Consider the following 18,641-nt stretch of genomic DNA (forward strand, 5'->3'; position numbering starts at 1 on the left):
CAGACGGCCTGCCGCCCATTTCGCCACCGCCGTCATGAGCCATCCCGACCTGTCCTTTCTCCTGCGCGACGCACAGCCGGCATCCGACCCTCCGCAGCCCCCCGCAGGGCTGTCCGAGCGCCGCGGCCCCGAACGCGCCAGCGGCGCCATTGCCAAGCTCATCGCCGAGCTGCGCGCCTCGCAGGCCGAGCTGGAGGCTCAGAACAAGGTCCTGCGCTACAGCCAGGCGGCGGCGGAAAGCGCCTCCGAACGCTTCGAGGCGCTGTTTTCCAACGTGCCGCTGTCGCTCATGGTGCTCGACGAGCACGACGTGGTGGTACAGGCCAACTCCATGGCGCAGCGCTCGTTCCAGCCCAGCGAGCGCGATCGGCCGCTGGTCGCGCTGATGCCCTTCGTCAGCCCCAGGCACGCGGCGCGCGTGCGCGCCACGTTCGCGGCTGCGCTCGAGCATGGCACGGCCGAGGCCAACGAGGTCGTCTTCGAGATCGACGAGCACAGGCACATCACCGGCGACCTGCATATCGCCCGCATCGAGGCGCACACCGACGACGAGGCGCCGCTCACGCAGTTTCTCTGCGCCGTGATCGACCAGGGCCCGCTGCTGGCCGAGCGCCAGGCCCTTCAGCGCAGCGCCCAGGAACTGCAGGAGCGCAACGCGCAGCTGCACGCAAGCGAGCGCCGGCTGGAAGCCGTGATCAATTCGGCGCTCGACGCCATCATCTGCGTGGACCAGCGCGAGCGCATCACCGTCTTCAATCCCACGGCCGCCATGCTGTTCCAGTGCGCCACGAGCGACGCCCTGGGCAGCCCCCTGAGCCGCTTTCTGCCGCAGGCCCAGCAGGTCATGGCCTTCGCCCAGCTCACCACCCAGGCAGCGCTCGGAGAGATGACGGCGCTCACGGCCTCGGGGCGCGAGCTGGCGGTGGAGATCAGCGTCTCCTTCGAACGCCATGCCGAAGGCGAGACCACCACCGTGTTCGCGCGCGACCTCACGGGCAGGAAGCGCGAGGAGGCGCGCCGCGACGCGCTGGAGGCGCAGTTGCGCGAGTCCCACAAGATGCAGGCCGTGGGCACCATGGCCGGCGGCATCGCGCACGACTTCAACAACATCCTGCATGCCATCCTGGGCAACGTGGAGCTGGCCAAGGCCGACAGCACACCCGGCACGCCGCTGCACGAAAGCCTGCTGGAGATCGGCAAGGCCGGGCGCCGCGCGCGCGACCTGGTGCGCCAGATCCTCACCTTCAGCCGCAACGAGGCGCCCCAGCGCTCGGCCGTCGCCCTGGCCGAGGTGGCCCACGACACGGAGCGCCTGCTGCGCGTCACGCTGCCGCCGGAGATCGAGCTGAGCATGCATATCCCCCCAAAGCTGCCGCCGCTCCTGGCCGACCCCACCCAGGTGGAGCAGGCGCTGCTGAATCTGTGTACCAACGCCATGCATGCCATAGGCAGCGCGCGCGGGCGCATCGAGGTGGATGCGGCCCTGGTGCAGCCCGAGCAGCGCCTGCGCGAGAGCCTGGGCCTGGCCGCGGGCGACTATGTCGCGCTGCGCGTGCAGGACAACGGCCCCGGCATGGACGAGGCCACGCTGTCGCGCATCTTCGAGCCCTTCTTCACCACCAAGCCCGTGGGCCAGGGCACGGGGCTGGGCCTGGCCGTCGTGCACGGCGTGATGCGCACCCACGGCGGCGGCGTCGACGTGCACAGCGCGCCAGGCCAGGGCAGCCGCTTCACGCTGTACTTCCCCGTGGCGGACCAGGAGGCGCATGCGCCCTCGGCAGCCGCCGCGCCCAGGCCCGCCCCCAAGGCGCCGGCGCCGTCCACGGGCGACCGCCAGCGGCATGTGATGTACGTGGACGACGACGCGGCCCTGGTCTTCCTGGTGCAGCGCCTGCTGCGCCGCAGGGGCTACGCGGTCAGCGGCTTCACCGACCCGCACGAGGCCACGGACGCGCTGCGCGCCGCGCCCGGGCGCTACGACCTGCTGGTCACCGACTACAACATGCCGGGCTACTCGGGCCTGGACCTGGTGCGCGCCGCGCGCGCCATCCGGCCCGACCTGCCCGTAGCCCTGGCCTCGGGCTATGTCACCGCCGAGATCGAGCAGGCGGCCCTCGCCGAAGGCGCACGCGCCCTGATCCACAAGCCCAACGACGTGGAGGAGCTGTGCGCCACCGTGGACCGCCTGGCCCATGAGCGCTGACCCGCCCCGCACCGCGCACACCAGCGTCGATTGCGTGCACGCCGACGACACGCTGCTGGTGCTGCGCAAGCCGGCCGGACTGCTGTGCGTGCCCGGGCGCGGGCCGGATAAGCAGGACTCCTTGAGCACGCGCGCGCAGGCTCTGTGGCCCGACGCGCTCATCGTGCACCGGCTGGACCAGCCCACCTCGGGCCTGGTGCTCATGGCCCGGGGCGGCGCGATGCAGCGCGCGCTCAGCCATGCCTTCGCGCAGCGCCTCGTGCACAAGCGCTACCAGGCCGTGGTGGCGGGCCTGCTGCGCCCCGCCGGCGGCAGCGCCGGCGAATGGAGCGAAATTGCCCTGCCCATCGCCGCCGACTGGGAGCGCCGCCCGCTGCGCGTGGTGGACGCCGGACGCGGCCAGGCCAGCCTCACGCGCTGGCGCGTGCTGGCGCACGACGAGGCCGGCGGCACGACGCGCGTGGAGCTCGAACCCGTGACCGGCCGCACGCACCAGCTGCGCGTGCACCTGGCGGCCCTGGGCCATCCCATACTGGGCGACGCGCTGTACGCCGACGCGGCCACCCAGGCCCGCGCACCGCGCCTGCTGCTGCATGCCTGCGCGCTCGGGTTCGGGCATCCGCTGCATGGCGGCTGGTGTGCCTACGCCTCGCAGCCGCCGTTTTGACCCCGGGCGGCTACCATGGCGGCATGACTCAACAGCTTTTCATCCTCACCGGCGCCTCGCGCGGCATGGGACTGGCGATGGGCCAGCAGTTGCTGCAGCCGGGTCACACCCTGGTCTGCATGGCACGCCACGCCCAGCCGGATCTGGCTGCCGGCGCGCCCGCCGGCGCCACGCTGGAGCAATGGACGGTGGACCTGTCGCAGGCGGCGCAGGTGGCGCAGCGGCTGCATGCCTGGCTGGCCGCGCAGCCCGCCGGGCGCTATGCCGGCGCCACGCTGATCAACAACGCGGGCGTGATTCCGCGCATCGCGCCGCTATCGGCATACACCAGCGCGCAGGACATGGCCAGCCTGGCCAACGCCCTGCGCGTGGGGCTTGAGGCGCCGATGCTGCTCACGGCCGCCTTCCTGGGCGCGACCGAGGCCTGGGGCGCCATCCCGCGCAAAGTACTCAACATTTCCTCGGGCCTGGGCCGGCGCGCCATGGCTTCGCAGGCCGGCTACTGCGCGGCCAAGGCGGGCCTGGACCACTTCACGCGCTGCCTGGCGCTGGACGAGGCCGCCAAACCCCATGGCGCCAAGGTATGCTCACTGGCTCCCGGTGTGATCGATACCGACATGCAGGTCCAGTTGCGCAGCGCCAACCCGGCCGATTTTCCGGACGCGCAGAATTTTGCAACCCTCAAGACGGGCGGCGCGCTCACCACGCCGGCCGCGGCCGCCGCCCGGGTGCTGGCGTGGCTGCAGCGCGCGGATTTCGGCAATATCCCCGTGGCCGATGTGCGCGATGCCTGAGTTGCGGCGCATGGATGCATTAACTATATATTTGATAGCTGCTTGCGCTTATCCACCGGGCGTTACAACCCAATTCCACTTTAAACCAACCATCGCAGGAGAAAATCATGTCCCGTGAAGTCGTCGTCGTCAGCGCCGTGCGCACCGCCATTGGCACCTTTGGTGGCAGCCTCAAGGATGTCCCACCCACAGAACTCGGCGCCACCGTGGTGCGCGAATCGCTGGCGCGTGCCAGCGTGCAAGGCCAGGATGTGGGCCACGTGGTCTTCGGCCATGTGGTGAACACCGAGCCCAAGGACATGTACCTCTCGCGCGTGGCGGCCATCAACGGCGGCTGCGCCGAGGGCACGCCCGCCTTCAACGTGAACCGCCTGTGCGGTTCGGGCCTGCAGGCCATCGTGAGCGCCAGCCAGTCCATCCTGCTGGGCGACGCCGACATCGCCATCGGCGGGGGCGCCGAGAACATGAGCCGAGCACCCTACGCCAGCCTTGCCACGCGCTTTGGCGCGCGCATGGGCGACACCAAGATGATCGACATGATGGTCGGCGCCTTGCACGACCCCTTCCACACCATCCACATGGGCGTGACGGCCGAGAACATCGCGGCCAAGTGGGGCATCACGCGCGAGGACCAGGACCGCCTGGCGGTGGAGAGCCACAACCGTGCCGAGCGCGCCATCCAGGCGGGCTACTTCAAGGACCAGATCGTGCCCGTGATGCTCAAGAGCCGCAAGGGCGAGGTGGCCTACGCCACGGACGAGCATTTCCGCGCGGGCGCCACCATGGAGGACATGGCCAAGCTCAAGCCGGTGTTCGCGAAGGAAAACGGCACGGTGACGGCGGGCAACGCCTCGGGCATCAACGACGCGGCCGCGGCCGTGGTGCTGATGGAGGCCAAGACCGCCCAGGCGCGCGGCGCCAAGCCCCTGGCGCGCCTCGTGGCCTATGCCCACGCCGGCGTGGACCCGAAGTACATGGGCATCGGCCCCGTGCCCGCCACGCAGCTGGCGCTCAAGAAGGCGGGCCTCACGGTGAAGGACCTGGACGTGATCGAGGCCAACGAGGCCTTCGCGGCGCAGGCCTGCGCCGTCACGCGCGATCTGGGCCTGGACCCGGCCAAGGTCAACCCCAACGGCTCGGGCATCTCGCTGGGCCACCCCATCGGCGCCACCGGCGCGCTGATCACGGTGAAGGCCCTGTACGAACTGCAGCGCATCCAGGGCCGCTACGCGCTCGTGACCATGTGCATCGGCGGCGGCCAGGGCATCGCTGCGATCTTCGAGCGCCTGTGACCCCAAGCGCCATCGCCGATGGCGATGGCGTGGTCATGCTTGAGCAGGGTGCATCCGCCCATGGCTGGGCCATCATGCGGCAGCGCATGCGCCCGTTGCGCCCTGCCTTTGTCGATACCACCCTCAGGAGAGTTTTTTGATGCTTCTTCGCCGCCATGTCCTCTCGCTTGCCGCCCTCGCCTGCGCACTGGGCGCGCCTGCAGTGCAGGCCCAGAGTGCCGGAGCCGCCACGGCCAGCGCCTATCCCTCCAAGCCCATCCGCATGATCGTGCCCTTCCCGCCCGGAGGCGGCACCGACATCCTGGCGCGGCTGGTGTCCGCCAAGCTCGCCGAGGCCAACAAGTGGACCGTCGTGGCCGACAACAAGCCCGGCGCCGGCGGCACCATCGGCATCACGGAGGCGGTGAAGGCCGCGCCCACGGGCTATGACCTCGTCATGGGCCAGAAGGACAACCTGGTCATCGGCCCCTGGCTGTACAAGAACCTGCCCTGGGACCCGACCAAGGACCTGACGGCCGTGGCCCACGTGGCCTACACGCCCGTGGTGATCGCCACCAGCGCCAACTCCAGGTTCAAGACCCTGGCCGACGTGGTGGCCGCCGCCAAGGCCGCGCCCGGCACCGTCACCTATGGCTCGCCGGGCAATGGCACCTCCATCCACCTCGCGGGCGACCTGTTCGAGAAGGCCGCGGGCATCAAGCTCAGCCACGTGCCCTACAAGGGCTCGAACCCGGCGCTCATGGACGCGCTGGCCGGCAATGTCGACCTGCTGGTGTCGTCCCTGCCATCGGCCATGGGCCAGATCAAGGCCGGCAAACTGCACCCGCTGGCCGTCACGTCCGCCAAGCGCAGCTCCTCGCTGCCCAACGTGCCCACGGTGGCCGAATCCGGCTTCAAGGGCTTCGACGTGAGCACCTGGTACGGCGTCTTCGCTCCGGCTGGCACGCCCGCGACCGTGGTCAAGACACTCAACGCCGAGGTCAACAAACTGCTGGCCACGGCGGACGTGAAGGACGCCATCCATACGCAGGGCGCCGAGCCCCAGGCCATGACGCCGGAGCAGTTCTCCACGCTGCTGAAGACCGAGTACCAGCAGTGGAAGGGCATCGTCGAGGCTTCCGGCGCCAAGATCGAGTGAGTGCACCCCGCGTGCCGGCACATGCCGCCGGCACGCACACATGACTTGTATCAACAAGTAATTTCTTCAGTTCCTTGATACTGCTGCGCAGCAATTTGGACTGGAGAGTGTCATGGCGTTGTTGGTGTGGGTTCCTGAGCTGGATACCGGTATTCCCGAAATCGACCGGCAGCACCGCCGCATCGTCGACTACATCAACAGGCTCTACGAACTGCGCTCCACGCACGACCGCGAGGCCCTGGGCGACGTGATTGGCGAGATGGTGGACTACACCCTCTCGCACTTCGTCTTCGAGGAGAGCCTGATGGAAAGCTCGGGCTATCTGTTCTCCGGCCCGCACAAGAAGGTGCACGATCTGTTCACCCGCAAGGTGGCCGAAATGCAGTCGCGCTTCGACGCCGGCGAGGACGTGACCGACGAACTGCACGGCATGCTGTCGCGCTGGCTGTTCAACCACATCCGCAACGAGGACCACGGCTACGTGGACACGGCCAAGGCCTACCTGCGCATGGCGCGGCAGGGCGGACAGGCCGCCGAGAAGGAGCGGATCAAGGCCGAACTGCTGCAGGAGCTGGAGCAGCGCCAGAAGAAAAAAGGCCTGCTGGCCCGCCTGTTCGGCAACTGACGGCGCGCCAACGAAAACGGCTCCCGCGGGAGCCGTTTTCCATTCTCTATTTCGCTGGCGCAGGTGCCGTCACTCGCGCACCACCAGCACGGGCACGCGGGACACGCCCAGCACCTTCTGGGTGACGCTGCCCAGCACGAGCTTTTCGAGGCCGCGCCGGCCATGCGAGCCGATGACGATGAGGTCGGCCCCCGTGCTCTCGACCGCGCGCTGGATGCCGTCATGCACGGCATGGCCCTCGCCCACCATGGTGTTCACCGTGGCCACGCCGGCCTGCGTGACGGCGGACTTCGCCGCATCGAGCGCGGCATTGGCCTCGGCCGTGGCGGCGCTCAGGTATTGCGCCTGGCCGTACGCGAAATCGGCACCGACACCCGTGAACGGGTACGGGTCGATCACATACAGCGCCGTCACCGCGCTGCCAAAGGCCTTGGCCAGCCCCGACGCCTTGGCAACCGCCTTCATGGACGTTTCCGAGCCATCCACGGGAACCAGAATATGCTTGAACATGGAACCTCCTGCTGAGTTACTGCCGGCCTTCGGCCAGGGAGTCAGGCAAGTGTGGCACCAGGCGGCACCACCATGCTTGATGCTCATCAATTATCGGCTTTCCTCTGCCTGGAAGCCGCCCCGGCGACAGGTCAGCACCAGCGTATCACGCCAGCCGCCCTCGCCCTCCGGCTGGATGGGCGTGGTTTCATGGATCATGCGCGCGTCATCCAGCAGCATCACGGACCAGGGCTCGCTCAGCGTGAAGCGCTGCCCATTGGGGCCGGCGGCCTCGAAGATGCGGGTCTCGCCCCCCTTCACCCCCTCGCGGCCCACGAGGAAGACGGCCACGAGGTCCACGCCGTCGCGATGCGCGCCCTCGGGCGTGGGCCGCCCGATGCCGCCTGCGGTATCGATGCGGAACTGGTGCGCCTCGACGAACCAGCGCTCGGGCCGCGTGGCCAGCGCGGCCTGCGCGAGGGCCGCCACGCTGCGCATCAGCCGCCCCCACACGGGCGTCGCCACGGTCGCATCGCGCATGGGCGCGAACCAGCGCTCCATGCCGCCGTGCAGGGCGTTGTACTCCACGGGCTGCCAGTGCGCACGGTGCGGCGTCTGGCGCACCTCCGCGCCGTCCACGACGAAGCAGGAATGCCGCCTGCGCCGGTAGCGGCCGCCATCCTTCAGGAACTCGTCGGGAGGCAGGTCGGCCCAGTCGGAAGACAGGGCCTGCAGGTCGGCCAGTGCGCAGCCCAGCCAGTCCGCCGTGTCGCGCGGCTGAAGCACGGCATACCCGCGGTCGCGCAGTTGCTGCACCACCTGGCATGGTGGGACGTAGGGAGGGGAGAAGCTGACGTGCGCCATGGTCCGAGCTTAACGGCTTCGGACCGGCGCCGCAGGCGCAGGCGGCATCGGTCAGCGATCATGGCCCCTGCGGCCATCGTCGTGGCGATGGCCGCGCCAATGGTCGCGCCTGTCATCGCGGCCGCGCGCTTCATGGCGATCGCGATAGCCATGGAAGTGGTCCGGGCGCCGTGGCGGCTCCTTCACGAAATACACCGGCTGGCCGCAGGCCCCATAGCGCGCGCAGTGTTTGGACCAATGCCTGGCATGGCCCGGCGGCACATACATGTAGATCGGCGACCGCGGAACATAGACGGCCGGGGGTGCAACCACCACGGGCTGCGAAAACAGCAGCGCCGGCGCCGGCCCATTGCCGACATCGACCCGGCCATAGACACCGGGTGCGATCTGCCCGCTCACCGTGGCGTTCACATACGCCTGCGCATGGGCCGGGCCGCCCACCACGGCGGCAGCCAGGCCAAGGCCTGCCAGCAGGCGGCGGCCGTGGCCGGCCACGGAAAAATGACGGAGGGGGTTCCAGGCTGTCATGCGCGGCATTCCAAAAGTGCGTTGTCGTGGAAGGATTCGAGGAATGATGGCGCCATCAGCGGGTTCATGAAAGTGACATCCCCGCAAAGTTGTCAATGGCGGCCCATGCAAGCCCACCCGTAACGGCGACAATGTTCGGCTGGCATGGCAGCAAGGCCACCGGCCGGGCCGCTGTGGTAGTTTGCCGGTGAAGATGTGCCATCCGTTGGATGGGCACAAGCGGGATGTACTGTAAAAAATGAATATCGTAATACTCGACGATTACCAGGATGCGGTGCGCAAGCTCCACTGCGCGGCGCGGCTCGACCCCTACTCCGCGAAGGTCTACACCAACACCGTCAAAGGCCTGGGCCAGTTGTCGGTGCGCCTGCGGGATGCGGACGTCATCGTCCTGATCCGCGACCGCACGCAGATCACGCGGCAGCTGGTGGAGAAGCTGCCGCGGCTCAAGCTCATCGCGCAGACGGGGCGGGTAGGCCCGCACATCGACCTCTCCGCCTGCACCGAGCGCGGCATCGCCGTGGCCGAGGGCGTGAGCTCGCCCGTGGCGCCCGCGGAGCTGACCTGGGCGCTCATCATGGCCGCCATGCGCCGCCTGCCCCAGTACATCTCCAACCTCAAGCATGGCGCCTGGCAGCAATCGGGGCTGCGCACCGCCTCGATGCCGCCCAACTTCGGACTGGGCAGCATACTGCGCGGCAAGACCCTGGGCATCTGGGGCTATGGCCGCATCGGGCAGATCGTTGCCGGATACGGCCGCGCATTCGGCATGAACATCCGCGTCTGGGGCCGGGAAGCATCGCGCGCGCAGGCGCTCAGCGACGGGCTGCAGGTGGCCGCGACGCGGGCGGAGTTCTTTTCGCAGTGCGACGTGGTGTCGCTGCACATCCGGCTCACGGACGAGACGCGCGGCCTCGTGACGCTCGACGACCTGTCGTGCATGAAGCCGACGGCGCTGCTCGTGAACACCTCGCGCGCGGAGCTCCTGGAACCCGACGCGCTGATCGCCGGACTCAACCGCGGGCGCCCCGGCATGGCCGCCGTGGATGTGTTCGAAAGCGAACCCATCCTGCAGGGGCACGCCCTCCTGCGGCTGGAGAACTGCATCTGCACCCCCCATATCGGCTATGTGGAGCAGGACAGCTACGAGCTTTATTTCGGTTCCGCCTTCGACAATGTCGTGAATTACATCAAGGGAACGCCCACCAACATCGTCAATCCGGGAGCCCTGCAGGTACGCCGCTGAAAGCGCGCGTGCAGGCATGCAAAAGGGGCTTCATCGAAGCCCCTTTTGAATTCAAGCGACACCCATGTGCCGCCGGGCGGATGCGCCGATCAGTTCAACGGCGCCTTCTTTCCATCCTTGTACACGTACAGCGTGATGGCGGGGTTCACGAGCTCGCCATTCGGCTCGAACTTGATGTTGGCCGTCACGCCCTTGTAGTTGGACTTGAGCAGTTCGGGGATGTACACCTTCGGATCCCACGACCCTGCGCGCTTCATGGCATCGACGAGCAGCATGGTGGCGTCGTACTTGTAGGGGCTGTAGAGCACGTACTGGCCGGGGTACTTGGCGTCATAGCGCTTCTTCCACTCCAGGCCGCCAGGCATCTTGGCGAGCGAGGCGCCGCCCTCGGCACAGATGACGTTGCCGATCGTCTTGGCGCCCGCCGCGAGCTTGGGCAGTTCGGTGGTGCAGATGCCGTCGCCGCCGAAGTACTTGACGTTGGCCATGCCGAGCTGCTCGAGCTGGCGCAGCATGGGGCCTGCCTGGGGGTCCATGCCGCCGTAGAAGATGCCGTCGGGGTTCTTGGCCTTGATGGCCGTGAGGATGGCCATGAAGTCGGTGGCCTTGTCCGTGGTGAACTGCTCGTCGACCACCTTGATGCCCTTCTCGGCGGCCGCGCGCTTGAACACGTTGGCGACGCCCTGGCCATAGGCCGTGCGGTCGTCGATCACGGCCACGTTCTTGAGCTTGAGCGTTTCCGCCGCATACATCGCCAAGCCCACGCCCAGCGCGTTGTCGTTGGCGATGATGCGGAACGTGGTCTTGTAGCCGGGCTTGGTCAGGCTGGGGTTGGTGGCCGCGCCCGTGACGTGGGGAATGCCGCAGTCGTTGTAGACCTTGGAGGCCGGAATGGTGGTGCCGGAATTCAGGTGGCCCACGACGCCGGCGACCTTGGCGTCGCACAGCTTCTGCGCGGCCGCGGTGCCCTGCTTGGGGTCGGACGCATCGTCTTCGTTGAGCAGTTCCAGCTTGACTTTCTTGCCGCCGATGACCACGCCCTGGGCGTTCATGTCGTCGATCGCCATGCGCACGCCGTTTTCGATGTCCTTGCCATAGTGCGCCTGCGGACCGGACATCGGGGCGACGTTGCCGATCTTCACCACCGTCACGCCCTGGGCGGCGGCCATGCCGGCAACCGCTGCGATCGTGGCAGCTACGGTCAGCTTCAACTTCAGTTGCATGTAAGACTCCAATTCAGAAAGTACGCTGGAAATATGGTTGCGGACCAGCGCCGAGAAACATAGCGCAATTCATGCCCTTCTCCACTAGGGAACACGAGAGGTCTCCCGAAGAAACGACACCCATCGGTTCACCGTGCGCCGCGCTCGTCGGCCAGCTCCTGCGCCACCGCCTCGTACACGGCATGCCGCACCACCGACTCCACCTCGTCCCGCAAGCGGGGAACCAGGAAACGGGTCTGCTCCTGCACGACCTGCGCAATGGCCTCGCGCAGGCGCTGGTCCAGCGCGACGTCCACGCGCTGCATGACGCGGTGCACCACGTATTCCTCGAAGTCGCGCGGCAGGACATTGGCCGCCACGCCCTCCTGCAGGGAAGGAGATGGCGGCGGCACCTGGGAGGCCGGCGCCTCCGCCTGGGGCTGCACGGGCGGCCGCCCATCACCGGGCACGTGCACCACGTCGGTGAGCGTGGGCACGAACCTGGGCGGCGTCTTCGAGCCGGCCATCACGCGCCCTCCCGCAGCACCAGGTCGTGCCGCACGATCTCGTAGCCACGCGAGGCGTAGTGGCGCCAGCGCTCGCGGGCCCGGCCACGGTCTGCCTGGTCGGACTGGCTCACCACCTCCACCAGCCTGGCGAACTGCGCGAACCCTTCGGGCACCGTGTCGCCCACGTTGACCAGCATGTCGCGATGGCTGCAGGCGCACGCATCGCGGGCGAGCACGACGGGCGAGAGCTGCAGCATCTCCTCGCCCGCATCTTCGAGGCAGTGGGCGACGAAATCGGTGGGCCCCAGGGCCCAGAGCATGCGGTCGAGCCGCTGCAGATCCTGCGCGGCGCCCGTGATCACCACGCGCGCGTCGCGGCGCGTCGCCTTGCGCGCCAGGCGGCAGACGTAGGCCAGCTTGTCCGGCGCATTGAAATGGAATGCCACCTCGGTCATGCCCGCGGCGCCTGCCGGCGTATGCATCAGGCCGCCCGCGCGCGCCTTGGCGCAGCCGTCCTGCGCTTCGCGGCGGACGCGGATGCACTGGCCAGCAGGTAGTGCAGCAGCAGCCCCACGGGCCGGCCCGTCGCGCCCTTGGCGGCCCCGCTCTTCCAGGCGGTGCCTGCGATGTCCAGGTGGGCCCAGGGAACGTCGCCCACGAAGCTCTGGAGGAACTTGGCCGCCGTGATGGCGCCGCCGGCGCGGCCGGCCACGTTGGCCAGGTCGGCGAAGTTGCTCTTGAGCCCCTCGGCATATTCGTCATCGAGGGGCATGCGCCAGCAGGGGTCCTGCGCCGCGTCGCCCGCGGCCACGAGCTGGCCGGCCAGCGCATCGTCCGAGGCGAACAGGCCGCTGCGCAGGCCGCCCAGCGCCACGACGCAGGCCCCGGTGAGGGTCGCGATGTCGATCACGGCGGCCGGCTTGAACCGGGCGGCGTAGGTCAGCGCATCGCACAGCACCAGCCGCCCCTCGGCATCGGTGTTCAGGATCTCTATGGTCTGCCCGCTCATGCTGGTCACCACGTCGCCCGGCTTCACGGCCCTGCCGTCGGGCATGTTCTCGCAGGCCGGGATGAGCCCGACGACGTTGATGGCCGGCCTGAGCTCCGCCAGCGCCCGGAACACCCCCAGCACGCTGGCGGCGCCGCCCATGTCGAACTTCATCTCGTCCATCTCGGCGGCGGGCTTGAGCGAAATGCCGCCCGTGTCGAAGGTGATGCCCTTGCCGACCAGTACCACGGGGGCCTGCGAGCGCGCCGCGCCGTCATAGCGCAGCTCGACGAAGCGCAGCGGCTGCTCCGAGCCCTGGGCCACGGCCAGGAAGGCGCCCATGCCCAGCTTGGCCACCTGCGCCGGCCCATGCAGCTTGCACTGAATGCCCGCATGCTTGGCGAGCGCCTTGGCAGCTTCGCCCACCAGCGTGGGGGTGGCGTGGTTGGCCGGGCGGTTGGCCCATTCGCGCGCGTATTCGATGCCCGCGACGAGCGCCACGCCGGTGGAGAACTCCGGCCGTGCGGCTTCGAGCCCGCCGGGCACGCCCACCGTCACGCGCGACAGGGCGCGCGCATCGGCCTTGGGCTTGGTGGTGGTGTAGACGTAGCTGGCATCGGCCAGGGCGCGCACCGCGGCGCCCACGCAACCTGCCTCGGCGTCCCTGGCGAACACCAGCGCCGCGCGCCTGACCGACGGCGCTTTCAGCGTGGCGCCGAGCGCCTGCACCGCCTGGCGCACGGCCTGCGCGTCGCCCTTGCCGCAGCCCAGCAGCACGAGCCTGCGCGCCGCGATGCCCGGCACGCCATAGAGCGGCAAGAGCTTGCCGGGCTTGAGCTCCAGGTCTCCGTCCTTGATCGCCCTCGCGGCCAGTACGGACAGGGCATCGGCCTGCGGCTTGAACCCGTCCGGCACCAGCAGCACCAGCAGATCGCATTTGTGTGCGGCAGCGGCGGACAGAGAAAGCGTCTTCAGTTCGAAGTTCATAATCGATGTTTTCCTTCGAGCCAATGTTATTCGATTCATCCATCCGCAAGGAGCTGGCCCGCAGCTTCGGCGCGACCCTGGTGGTGCTGATCACCGTGGTCATGACCATGATGCTGATCCGCGTGCTGGGGCAGGCGTCCCGCGGCAGCGTGGCCCCCTCCGACGTGATGCTCGTCATGGGCTTCACCGTGCTGGGCCAGCTGTCCACCATCCTCAGCCTGAGCCTGTTCGTCACCGTGGTGGGCACCCTCTCGCGCATGTACCGCGACAGCGAGATGGTCATCTGGTTCTCCGCGGGGCGCGGCCTCCTGAGCCTGCTGGCGCCCCTGCTGCGCTTTTCCTGGCCCATCATGCTGGCCATCGCCGCGCTGTCGCTCGTCGTCTGGCCCTGGGCCAACCGGCAGATCCAGGAGCTCAAGACCCAGTATGAGCAGCGCAGCGACGTGGACCGCATCGCACCGGGCCAGTTCCAGGAGTCCTCCAACGGCTCGCGCGTGTTCTTCATCGACAAGGACACGCCGGACGCCAACGCGGCCAGCAATGTGTTCATCGCGACCAACGAGGCGCACCGCGAAACCATCACCTCGGCCCAGAGCGCCCGCATCGAGATGCGCAACGGCGAACGCCTGGCGCTGCTGCACAACGGCCAGCGGCTCGAGACCCTGCTCGACAAGCCGGGACTGCGGATCAGCGAGTTCACCGAATACGGCACCCTCATCGACAGCGGCTCCCAGAGCGACCCGGAAGCGGGCGCCATCAAGACGCGCGACACCTGGGAGCTGGCCCGCGACCCTTCGCCCAGGCATCAGGCGGAACTGGGCTGGCGCCTGGGGCTGGCCTTCGCCGCGCTCAACTTCGTCGTGCTCGGCCTGGCCGTGGCCATCGTCAACCCGCGCGCCGGCCGCAGCACCAGCCTGACGTTCGCGCTGTTCGCCTTCATGGTGTACTACAACCTCATGACGGTGGGGCAGGCATGGATAGGCGCGGGGCGGTTCGGCCTGGCGCCCTTCATGGCGGTCCTGCACGGCGGCACGCTGCTGGCCGGGCTGCTGCTGCTCGCCGCGCGCCACAACCGCTGGTCGCTGCGCGCCCTTCTGTCACGCGGGGCCCGCGCATGAAGACCATCCGCCGCTTCATCTACCGCGAGGTCGTCGCCAGCGTGGCCTTCGTCACCCTGGCCTTCCTCGCGCTGTTCTTCTTCTTCGACCTGGTGGACGAGCTGCGCTGGATCGGAAACACCGGCGGCAGCGGCGGCTACCGGATGTCGCACGCGCTGCTGTTCGTGGCGCTGAGCCTGCCGCAGCACCTGTACGAACTGCTGCCCATCACCGTGCTGATCGGCACCATCTTCGTCATGGCCCGCCTGGCGCAGAGTTCGGAATTCACCATCATGCGCACCAGCGGCCTGGGGCCATGGCGGGCGCTGAGCACGCTGCTGGCGCTGGGCTGCGCATTCGTGGCCCTCACCTTCGCGGTGGGCGACTACCTGGCCCCGGTCAGCGAGCGCGCCGCGGCCCTGGTGCGGGCGCGGCAGCTGGGCCAGATCAGCACCGGGGCCACCGGGGCCTGGCTCAAGGAACGCCAGGGCGATCACTCCTTCGCCGTGAACGTGCGCGCCCTCACCCCCGACGGCCACATGCGCGACGTGCGGGTGTTCGAGTTCGACGCCCGGGGCCGCGTGGCCTCCACCACCGTCGCCGCGCAGGCCACGTTCGACGACAGCGGCGACGCCTGGAACCTGGAGCAGGTCAGGCGCAGCGTCTTCGAGCAGCGGCCCAACGGAGACATCCAGGTCACCCGCCTGCAGGAACCCGCCCTGCGGCTGCCCACGCGCATCAGCCCGGACATGGTCGCGGCCTCGCTGCTCAAGCCCGACAAGATGGCGACCATCGGCCTGTTCCACTACATCCGCCACCTGGAGGCCAACGGACAGTCGGCCCAGCGCTACGAGATCGAGTTCTGGCGCAAGGTGTTCTACCCCCTCTCCTGCCTGGTGATGGTGGTGCTCTCCCTGCCCTTCGCGTACCTGCACTTCCGCTCGGGCGGCATCGCGGGCTACGTGTTCGGCGGCGTCATGGCGGGCATCAGCTTCTTCCTGCTCAACAACGTATTCGGCTTCGCCGGCAACCTGCAGAACTGGTCGCCATGGCTCACGGCGGCGGCGCCGGGGCTGATCTACTCGCTGCTGTCGCTCGCGGCCTTCGGCTGGCTGGTGCTCAGGCGCTAGCCAGGTTTCAAGCCTTTTTACCCTCTAACGCTTATGCAGCAAGCGCAAGCAGCTATCATCCTGCTAGCACACGGATCGCGCGACCCGCTGTGGCGCCAGCCCATCGAGGCCGTGGCCGCACACATCCGGGCCAGCCAGCCGCTGCTGGCCGTGCGCTGCGCCTACATGGAGCTGTGCGAGCCGGGCCTGCCCGCCGCGCTGGCCGAGCTGGCCGAGCAGGGCGCGGCGCGCATCAGCATCGTGCCCCTGTTCCTGGGCGCCGGCCGCCACGTGCGCGACGACCTGCCGCGCCAGGTGCAGGCGCTGGCCCAGGCGCATCCGCACATCGACCTGCGCCTGCAGCCCCCCATCGGCGAGGACGACCGCGTAACGGCCCTGATGGCGGAAATCGCCGCAAGCACCACCATTTGTTAGACGAATGCAGCATAATGATGCGACTTCTTAGCCGCTTTTCAGTATGAACCTGCACCAGTTCCGCTTCGTCCAGGAGGCCGCCCGCCGCAACCTCAACCTGACCGAGGCCGCCAAGGCGCTGCACACCTCGCAGCCGGGGGTCTCCAAGGCCATCATCGAGCTGGAGGACGAGCTGGGCGTGGACATCTTCGCGCGCCACGGCAAGCGGCTCAAGCGCGTGACCGAGCCCGGCCAGCACGTGCTCAGGAGCATCGAGCTCATCATGCGCGAGGTGGGCAACTTGAAGCGCATCGGCGAGCAGTACAGCGCGCAGGACAGCGGCACGCTGGCCATCGCCACCACCCACACCCAGGCGCGCTACGTGCTGCCCGTGCCCGTGGCCAAGCTGCGCGAGGCCTACCCCAAGGTCAACATCAGCCTGCACCAGGCCACGCCGCACGAGGTGGCGCGCATGGTGATCGACGAGGTGGCCGAGATCGGCATGGCGACGGAGTCGCTGGCCGACTACCCCGACCTCGTCACCCTGCCCTGCTACGAGTGGCAGCACGTGCTGGTGATGCCGCCCAGCCACCCGCTCGCGCAGAAGGAGCGCGTGGGCTTGGACGACATCGCGCACGAGGCGCTCATCACCTACCACCCCTCGTTCACCGGCCGCGGCAAGATCGACCAGGCCTTCGCCACGCGCAAGCTGCAGCCGCGCATCGTGCTGGAGGCCATCGACTCCGACGTCATCAAGACCTACGTGCGCCTGGGCCTGGGCATCGGCATCGTGGCCGAGATGGCCGTGCGCGACGACCCGCTGGGCGACCTCGTCGTGCGCCCCATGGGCCACCTGTTCGGCCAGAGCGTGGCGCGCGTGGCGTTCAAGCGCGGCGCCTACCTGCGCAACTTCGTCTACAAATTCGCCGAACTGCTGAGCGACCGCCTGAGCCGCGACCTGATCGCCCGCGCCATGACCGGGCACGTGCACGACTATGAGCTGTGAATCCCCCCTGAGACGCTGCGCGTCTTCCCCCCAGGGGGACGACGCCCGTGGCCGGGCAAAGCCCGCTCCACGGCGTCCGCGCGCATGGCCTGCTCCGCGGCCTTCTGATTGTTGAGCGTCGCGCCTGCTTCACTCGCACCCTATGACCACTCCCGCCTTTCCCAGCCGCCTGCCCAACGTGGGCACCACCATCTTCACCGTCATGTCGGCCCTGGCCGCCGAGCACAAGGCCGTCAACCTGGGACAGGGCTTCCCCGACTTCGCCTGCGACCCGGCCCTGGTGGACGCCGTCACCCGCGCCATGCAGGCCGGCCACAACCAGTACCCGCCCATGGCCGGCGTGCCGGCGCTGCGCGAAGCCGTTGCTGCGAAAATAGAAGCGCTTCACGCCCGCCGGTATTGCTCAAACAGCGAAATCACCATCACCGCCGGCGCCACGCAGGCGATCCTCACCGCCATCCTGGCTTGCGTGCAGCCGGGCGACGAGGTCATCGTGCTGGAGCCCTGCTACGACAGCTACGTGCCCAACATCGAGCTCGCGGGCGGCGTGGTGGTGCGCGTGCCGCTCACGCCCGGGAGCTTCCGCCCCGATTTCGCCAGGATTTCCGCCGCCATCACGCCGCGCACGCGCCTCATCATCACCAACACGCCGCACAACCCCAGCGCCACCGTCTGGACGGCCGAGGACATGCGCGCCCTGGAGGAACTGCTCGCCCCCACCGGCATCCTGCTCATCAGCGACGAGGTGTACGAGCACATGGTCTTCGACGGCGCCGAGCACCAGAGCGCCGCGCGCTTTCCCGGCCTGGCCGATCGCGCGTTCATCGTCTCCAGCTTCGGCAAGACCTTCCACGTGACGGGCTGGAAGGTGGGCACCGTGGCCGCGCCCGCCGCGCTAACGGCCGAATTCCGCAAGGTGCACCAGTTCAACGTGTTCACCGTCAACACGCCCATGCAGTACGGGCTGGCCGACTACCTGGGCAACCCCGCGCCCTACCTGGAACTGCCCGCCTTCTACCAGGCCAAGCGCGACCTGTTCCGCCAGGGGCTCGAAGGCTCGCGCCTGAGGCTTTTGCCCAGCACGGGCAGCTACTTCCAGTGCGTGGACATCTCGGCCGTGAGCGACCTGGGCGAAGCCGACTTCTGCCAGTGGCTCACGCGCGAGATCGGCGTGGCGGCCATCCCGCTGTCGGCCTTCTACGGCGACGGCTTCGACCAGCATGTGGTGCGCTTTTGCTTCGCCAAGAAGGACGAGACGCTGCGCGAGGCGCTCACGCGGCTGCGCCGCCTGTAGGCCGCGCCGGCCCGCAGGGGCACGGGCCGCATCGGATTTGATAGCTGCAAGCGCACTCCAGACTTACTTTCCGCGGGTCAGCAGACGCATTTGCGCGTAATTTCCGGGCTGCGTTTCGAGGTGCCTAGAACGTGCTTGCGGGGACGCCGAGCAGCGCGAGCACTTTGCGCTGCAGGTCGGTGAGTGTGA

19 protein-coding genes are annotated in these 18,641 nt (G+C 68.7%); 12 read left to right on the forward strand and 7 right to left on the reverse strand.

What is annotated here, in order from left to right:
* The first annotated feature begins 34 nt into the window (after positions 1–34).
* The 6 genes from ACX12L_RS11310 to ACX12L_RS11335 all read left to right on the forward strand — a co-directional run bounded on the left by ACX12L_RS11310 (position 35) and on the right by ACX12L_RS11335 (position 6,719).
* Positions 35–2,203, forward strand: coding sequence for a PAS domain-containing hybrid sensor histidine kinase/response regulator (locus tag ACX12L_RS11310; protein WP_459262643.1), 2,169 nt, complete (start codon positions 35–37; stop codon positions 2,201–2,203).
* Entirely contained in the window at positions 2,193–2,870 is a 678-nt protein-coding gene (locus tag ACX12L_RS11315; protein WP_459262644.1) for an RluA family pseudouridine synthase, read from the forward strand. Before ACX12L_RS11310 ends, ACX12L_RS11315 begins: the two co-directional genes overlap by 11 nt.
* A 23-nt stretch (positions 2,871–2,893) precedes the next feature.
* On the forward strand, positions 2,894–3,664 hold the full coding sequence (locus ACX12L_RS11320) for an SDR family NAD(P)-dependent oxidoreductase (RefSeq protein ID WP_459262645.1): 771 nt from the start codon (positions 2,894–2,896) through the stop codon (positions 3,662–3,664).
* 107 nt (positions 3,665–3,771) lie between these two features.
* A complete protein-coding gene (gene bktB, locus ACX12L_RS11325; RefSeq protein WP_459262646.1) occupies positions 3,772–4,956 on the forward strand; it encodes a beta-ketothiolase BktB in 1,185 nt (394 codons plus the stop codon).
* A gap of 139 nt (positions 4,957–5,095) precedes the next feature.
* On the forward strand, positions 5,096–6,094 hold the full coding sequence (locus tag ACX12L_RS11330; RefSeq protein ID WP_459262647.1) for a Bug family tripartite tricarboxylate transporter substrate binding protein: 999 nt from the start codon (positions 5,096–5,098) through the stop codon (positions 6,092–6,094).
* Positions 6,095–6,206: 112 nt separating this feature from the next.
* On the forward strand, positions 6,207–6,719 hold the full coding sequence (locus ACX12L_RS11335) for a bacteriohemerythrin (RefSeq protein ID WP_459262648.1): 513 nt from the start codon (positions 6,207–6,209) through the stop codon (positions 6,717–6,719).
* 69 nt (positions 6,720–6,788) lie between these two features.
* Here ACX12L_RS11335 and ACX12L_RS11340 read toward each other — a convergent pair whose 3' ends face one another.
* From ACX12L_RS11340 to ACX12L_RS11350, 3 genes are all read right to left on the reverse strand, one after another.
* Positions 6,789–7,229 carry a universal stress protein gene (locus ACX12L_RS11340; protein ID WP_459262649.1) on the reverse strand — a complete coding sequence of 147 codons (441 nt, stop codon included), beginning with the start codon at positions 7,227–7,229 and terminating at the stop codon, positions 6,789–6,791.
* Between the two features lie 90 nt (positions 7,230–7,319).
* Entirely contained in the window at positions 7,320–8,072 is a 753-nt protein-coding gene (locus ACX12L_RS11345; protein ID WP_459262650.1) for a 2OG-Fe dioxygenase family protein, read from the reverse strand.
* A 51-nt stretch (positions 8,073–8,123) separates the two neighbouring features.
* Positions 8,124–8,600, reverse strand: coding sequence for a hypothetical protein (locus ACX12L_RS11350; protein ID WP_459262665.1), 477 nt, complete (start codon positions 8,598–8,600; stop codon positions 8,124–8,126).
* A gap of 238 nt (positions 8,601–8,838) precedes the next feature.
* Between ACX12L_RS11350 and ACX12L_RS11355 the strand changes: the two genes are divergently transcribed.
* A complete protein-coding gene (locus ACX12L_RS11355; protein WP_459262651.1) occupies positions 8,839–9,846 on the forward strand; it encodes a D-2-hydroxyacid dehydrogenase family protein in 1,008 nt (335 codons plus the stop codon).
* Between the two features lie 89 nt (positions 9,847–9,935).
* Here the strand turns inward: ACX12L_RS11355 and ACX12L_RS11360 are convergent, their stop codons facing one another.
* The 4 genes from ACX12L_RS11360 to ACX12L_RS11375 all read right to left on the reverse strand — a co-directional run bounded on the left by ACX12L_RS11360 (position 9,936) and on the right by ACX12L_RS11375 (position 13,532).
* Positions 9,936–11,069: a branched-chain amino acid ABC transporter substrate-binding protein gene (locus ACX12L_RS11360; protein ID WP_459262652.1), complete on the reverse strand. Its 1,134-nt coding sequence runs from the start codon at positions 11,067–11,069 to the stop codon at positions 9,936–9,938.
* Between the two features lie 128 nt (positions 11,070–11,197).
* The gene (locus ACX12L_RS11365) at positions 11,198–11,575 is read right to left on the reverse strand and encodes a hypothetical protein (protein ID WP_459262653.1); all 378 of its coding nucleotides are present in this window, start codon (positions 11,573–11,575) and stop codon (positions 11,198–11,200) included.
* The gene (locus ACX12L_RS11370) at positions 11,575–12,012 is read right to left on the reverse strand and encodes a DNA polymerase III subunit chi (protein WP_459262654.1); all 438 of its coding nucleotides are present in this window, start codon (positions 12,010–12,012) and stop codon (positions 11,575–11,577) included. Before ACX12L_RS11370 ends, ACX12L_RS11365 begins: the two co-directional genes overlap by 1 nt.
* A gap of 26 nt (positions 12,013–12,038) precedes the next feature.
* A complete protein-coding gene (locus ACX12L_RS11375; RefSeq protein ID WP_459262655.1) occupies positions 12,039–13,532 on the reverse strand; it encodes a leucyl aminopeptidase in 1,494 nt (497 codons plus the stop codon).
* 23 nt (positions 13,533–13,555) lie between these two features.
* Here ACX12L_RS11375 and lptF point away from each other — a divergent pair, with 23 nt between their 5' ends.
* The 5 genes from lptF to ACX12L_RS11400 all read left to right on the forward strand — a co-directional run bounded on the left by lptF (position 13,556) and on the right by ACX12L_RS11400 (position 18,452).
* On the forward strand, positions 13,556–14,650 hold the full coding sequence (gene lptF / locus ACX12L_RS11380; RefSeq protein WP_459262656.1) for an LPS export ABC transporter permease LptF: 1,095 nt from the start codon (positions 13,556–13,558) through the stop codon (positions 14,648–14,650).
* The gene (gene lptG / locus ACX12L_RS11385) at positions 14,647–15,759 is read left to right on the forward strand and encodes an LPS export ABC transporter permease LptG (RefSeq protein WP_459262657.1); all 1,113 of its coding nucleotides are present in this window, start codon (positions 14,647–14,649) and stop codon (positions 15,757–15,759) included. Before lptF ends, lptG begins: the two co-directional genes overlap by 4 nt.
* A 33-nt stretch (positions 15,760–15,792) precedes the next feature.
* Entirely contained in the window at positions 15,793–16,173 is a 381-nt protein-coding gene (locus tag ACX12L_RS11390) for a sirohydrochlorin chelatase (RefSeq protein ID WP_459262658.1), read from the forward strand.
* A gap of 43 nt (positions 16,174–16,216) precedes the next feature.
* Positions 16,217–17,158, forward strand: coding sequence for a CysB family HTH-type transcriptional regulator (locus ACX12L_RS11395; RefSeq protein WP_459262659.1), 942 nt, complete (start codon positions 16,217–16,219; stop codon positions 17,156–17,158).
* Positions 17,159–17,300: 142 nt separating this feature from the next.
* The gene (locus tag ACX12L_RS11400; protein WP_459262660.1) at positions 17,301–18,452 is read left to right on the forward strand and encodes a pyridoxal phosphate-dependent aminotransferase; all 1,152 of its coding nucleotides are present in this window, start codon (positions 17,301–17,303) and stop codon (positions 18,450–18,452) included.
* Positions 18,453–18,641: the final 189 nt, after the last annotated feature.

This window comes from Alicycliphilus sp. T452 (assembly GCF_054512775.1).

Coding starts and splice junctions, on each gene's coding strand:
- ACX12L_RS11390 (WP_459262658.1), top strand. CDS start 15,793: ATGCAGCAAGCGCAAGCAGCTATCATCCTGCTAGCACACGGATCGCGC.
- ACX12L_RS11320 (WP_459262645.1), top strand. CDS start 2,894: ATGACTCAACAGCTTTTCATCCTCACCGGCGCCTCGCGCGGCATGGGA.
- ACX12L_RS11335 (WP_459262648.1), top strand. CDS start 6,207: ATGGCGTTGTTGGTGTGGGTTCCTGAGCTGGATACCGGTATTCCCGAA.
- ACX12L_RS11395 (WP_459262659.1), top strand. CDS start 16,217: ATGAACCTGCACCAGTTCCGCTTCGTCCAGGAGGCCGCCCGCCGCAAC.
- ACX12L_RS11345 (WP_459262650.1), bottom strand. CDS start 8,072: ATGGCGCACGTCAGCTTCTCCCCTCCCTACGTCCCACCATGCCAGGTG.
- ACX12L_RS11370 (WP_459262654.1), bottom strand. CDS start 12,012: ATGACCGAGGTGGCATTCCATTTCAATGCGCCGGACAAGCTGGCCTAC.
- ACX12L_RS11365 (WP_459262653.1), bottom strand. CDS start 11,575: ATGGCCGGCTCGAAGACGCCGCCCAGGTTCGTGCCCACGCTCACCGAC.
- ACX12L_RS11330 (WP_459262647.1), top strand. CDS start 5,096: ATGCTTCTTCGCCGCCATGTCCTCTCGCTTGCCGCCCTCGCCTGCGCA.
- ACX12L_RS11315 (WP_459262644.1), top strand. CDS start 2,193: ATGAGCGCTGACCCGCCCCGCACCGCGCACACCAGCGTCGATTGCGTG.
- ACX12L_RS11375 (WP_459262655.1), bottom strand. CDS start 13,532: ATGAACTTCGAACTGAAGACGCTTTCTCTGTCCGCCGCTGCCGCACAC.
- ACX12L_RS11340 (WP_459262649.1), bottom strand. CDS start 7,229: ATGTTCAAGCATATTCTGGTTCCCGTGGATGGCTCGGAAACGTCCATG.
- lptF (WP_459262656.1), top strand. CDS start 13,556: ATGTTATTCGATTCATCCATCCGCAAGGAGCTGGCCCGCAGCTTCGGC.
- ACX12L_RS11355 (WP_459262651.1), top strand. CDS start 8,839: ATGAATATCGTAATACTCGACGATTACCAGGATGCGGTGCGCAAGCTC.
- bktB (WP_459262646.1), top strand. CDS start 3,772: ATGTCCCGTGAAGTCGTCGTCGTCAGCGCCGTGCGCACCGCCATTGGC.
- ACX12L_RS11350 (WP_459262665.1), bottom strand. CDS start 8,600: ATGACAGCCTGGAACCCCCTCCGTCATTTTTCCGTGGCCGGCCACGGC.
- ACX12L_RS11400 (WP_459262660.1), top strand. CDS start 17,301: ATGACCACTCCCGCCTTTCCCAGCCGCCTGCCCAACGTGGGCACCACC.
- ACX12L_RS11310 (WP_459262643.1), top strand. CDS start 35: ATGAGCCATCCCGACCTGTCCTTTCTCCTGCGCGACGCACAGCCGGCA.
- lptG (WP_459262657.1), top strand. CDS start 14,647: ATGAAGACCATCCGCCGCTTCATCTACCGCGAGGTCGTCGCCAGCGTG.
- ACX12L_RS11360 (WP_459262652.1), bottom strand. CDS start 11,069: ATGCAACTGAAGTTGAAGCTGACCGTAGCTGCCACGATCGCAGCGGTT.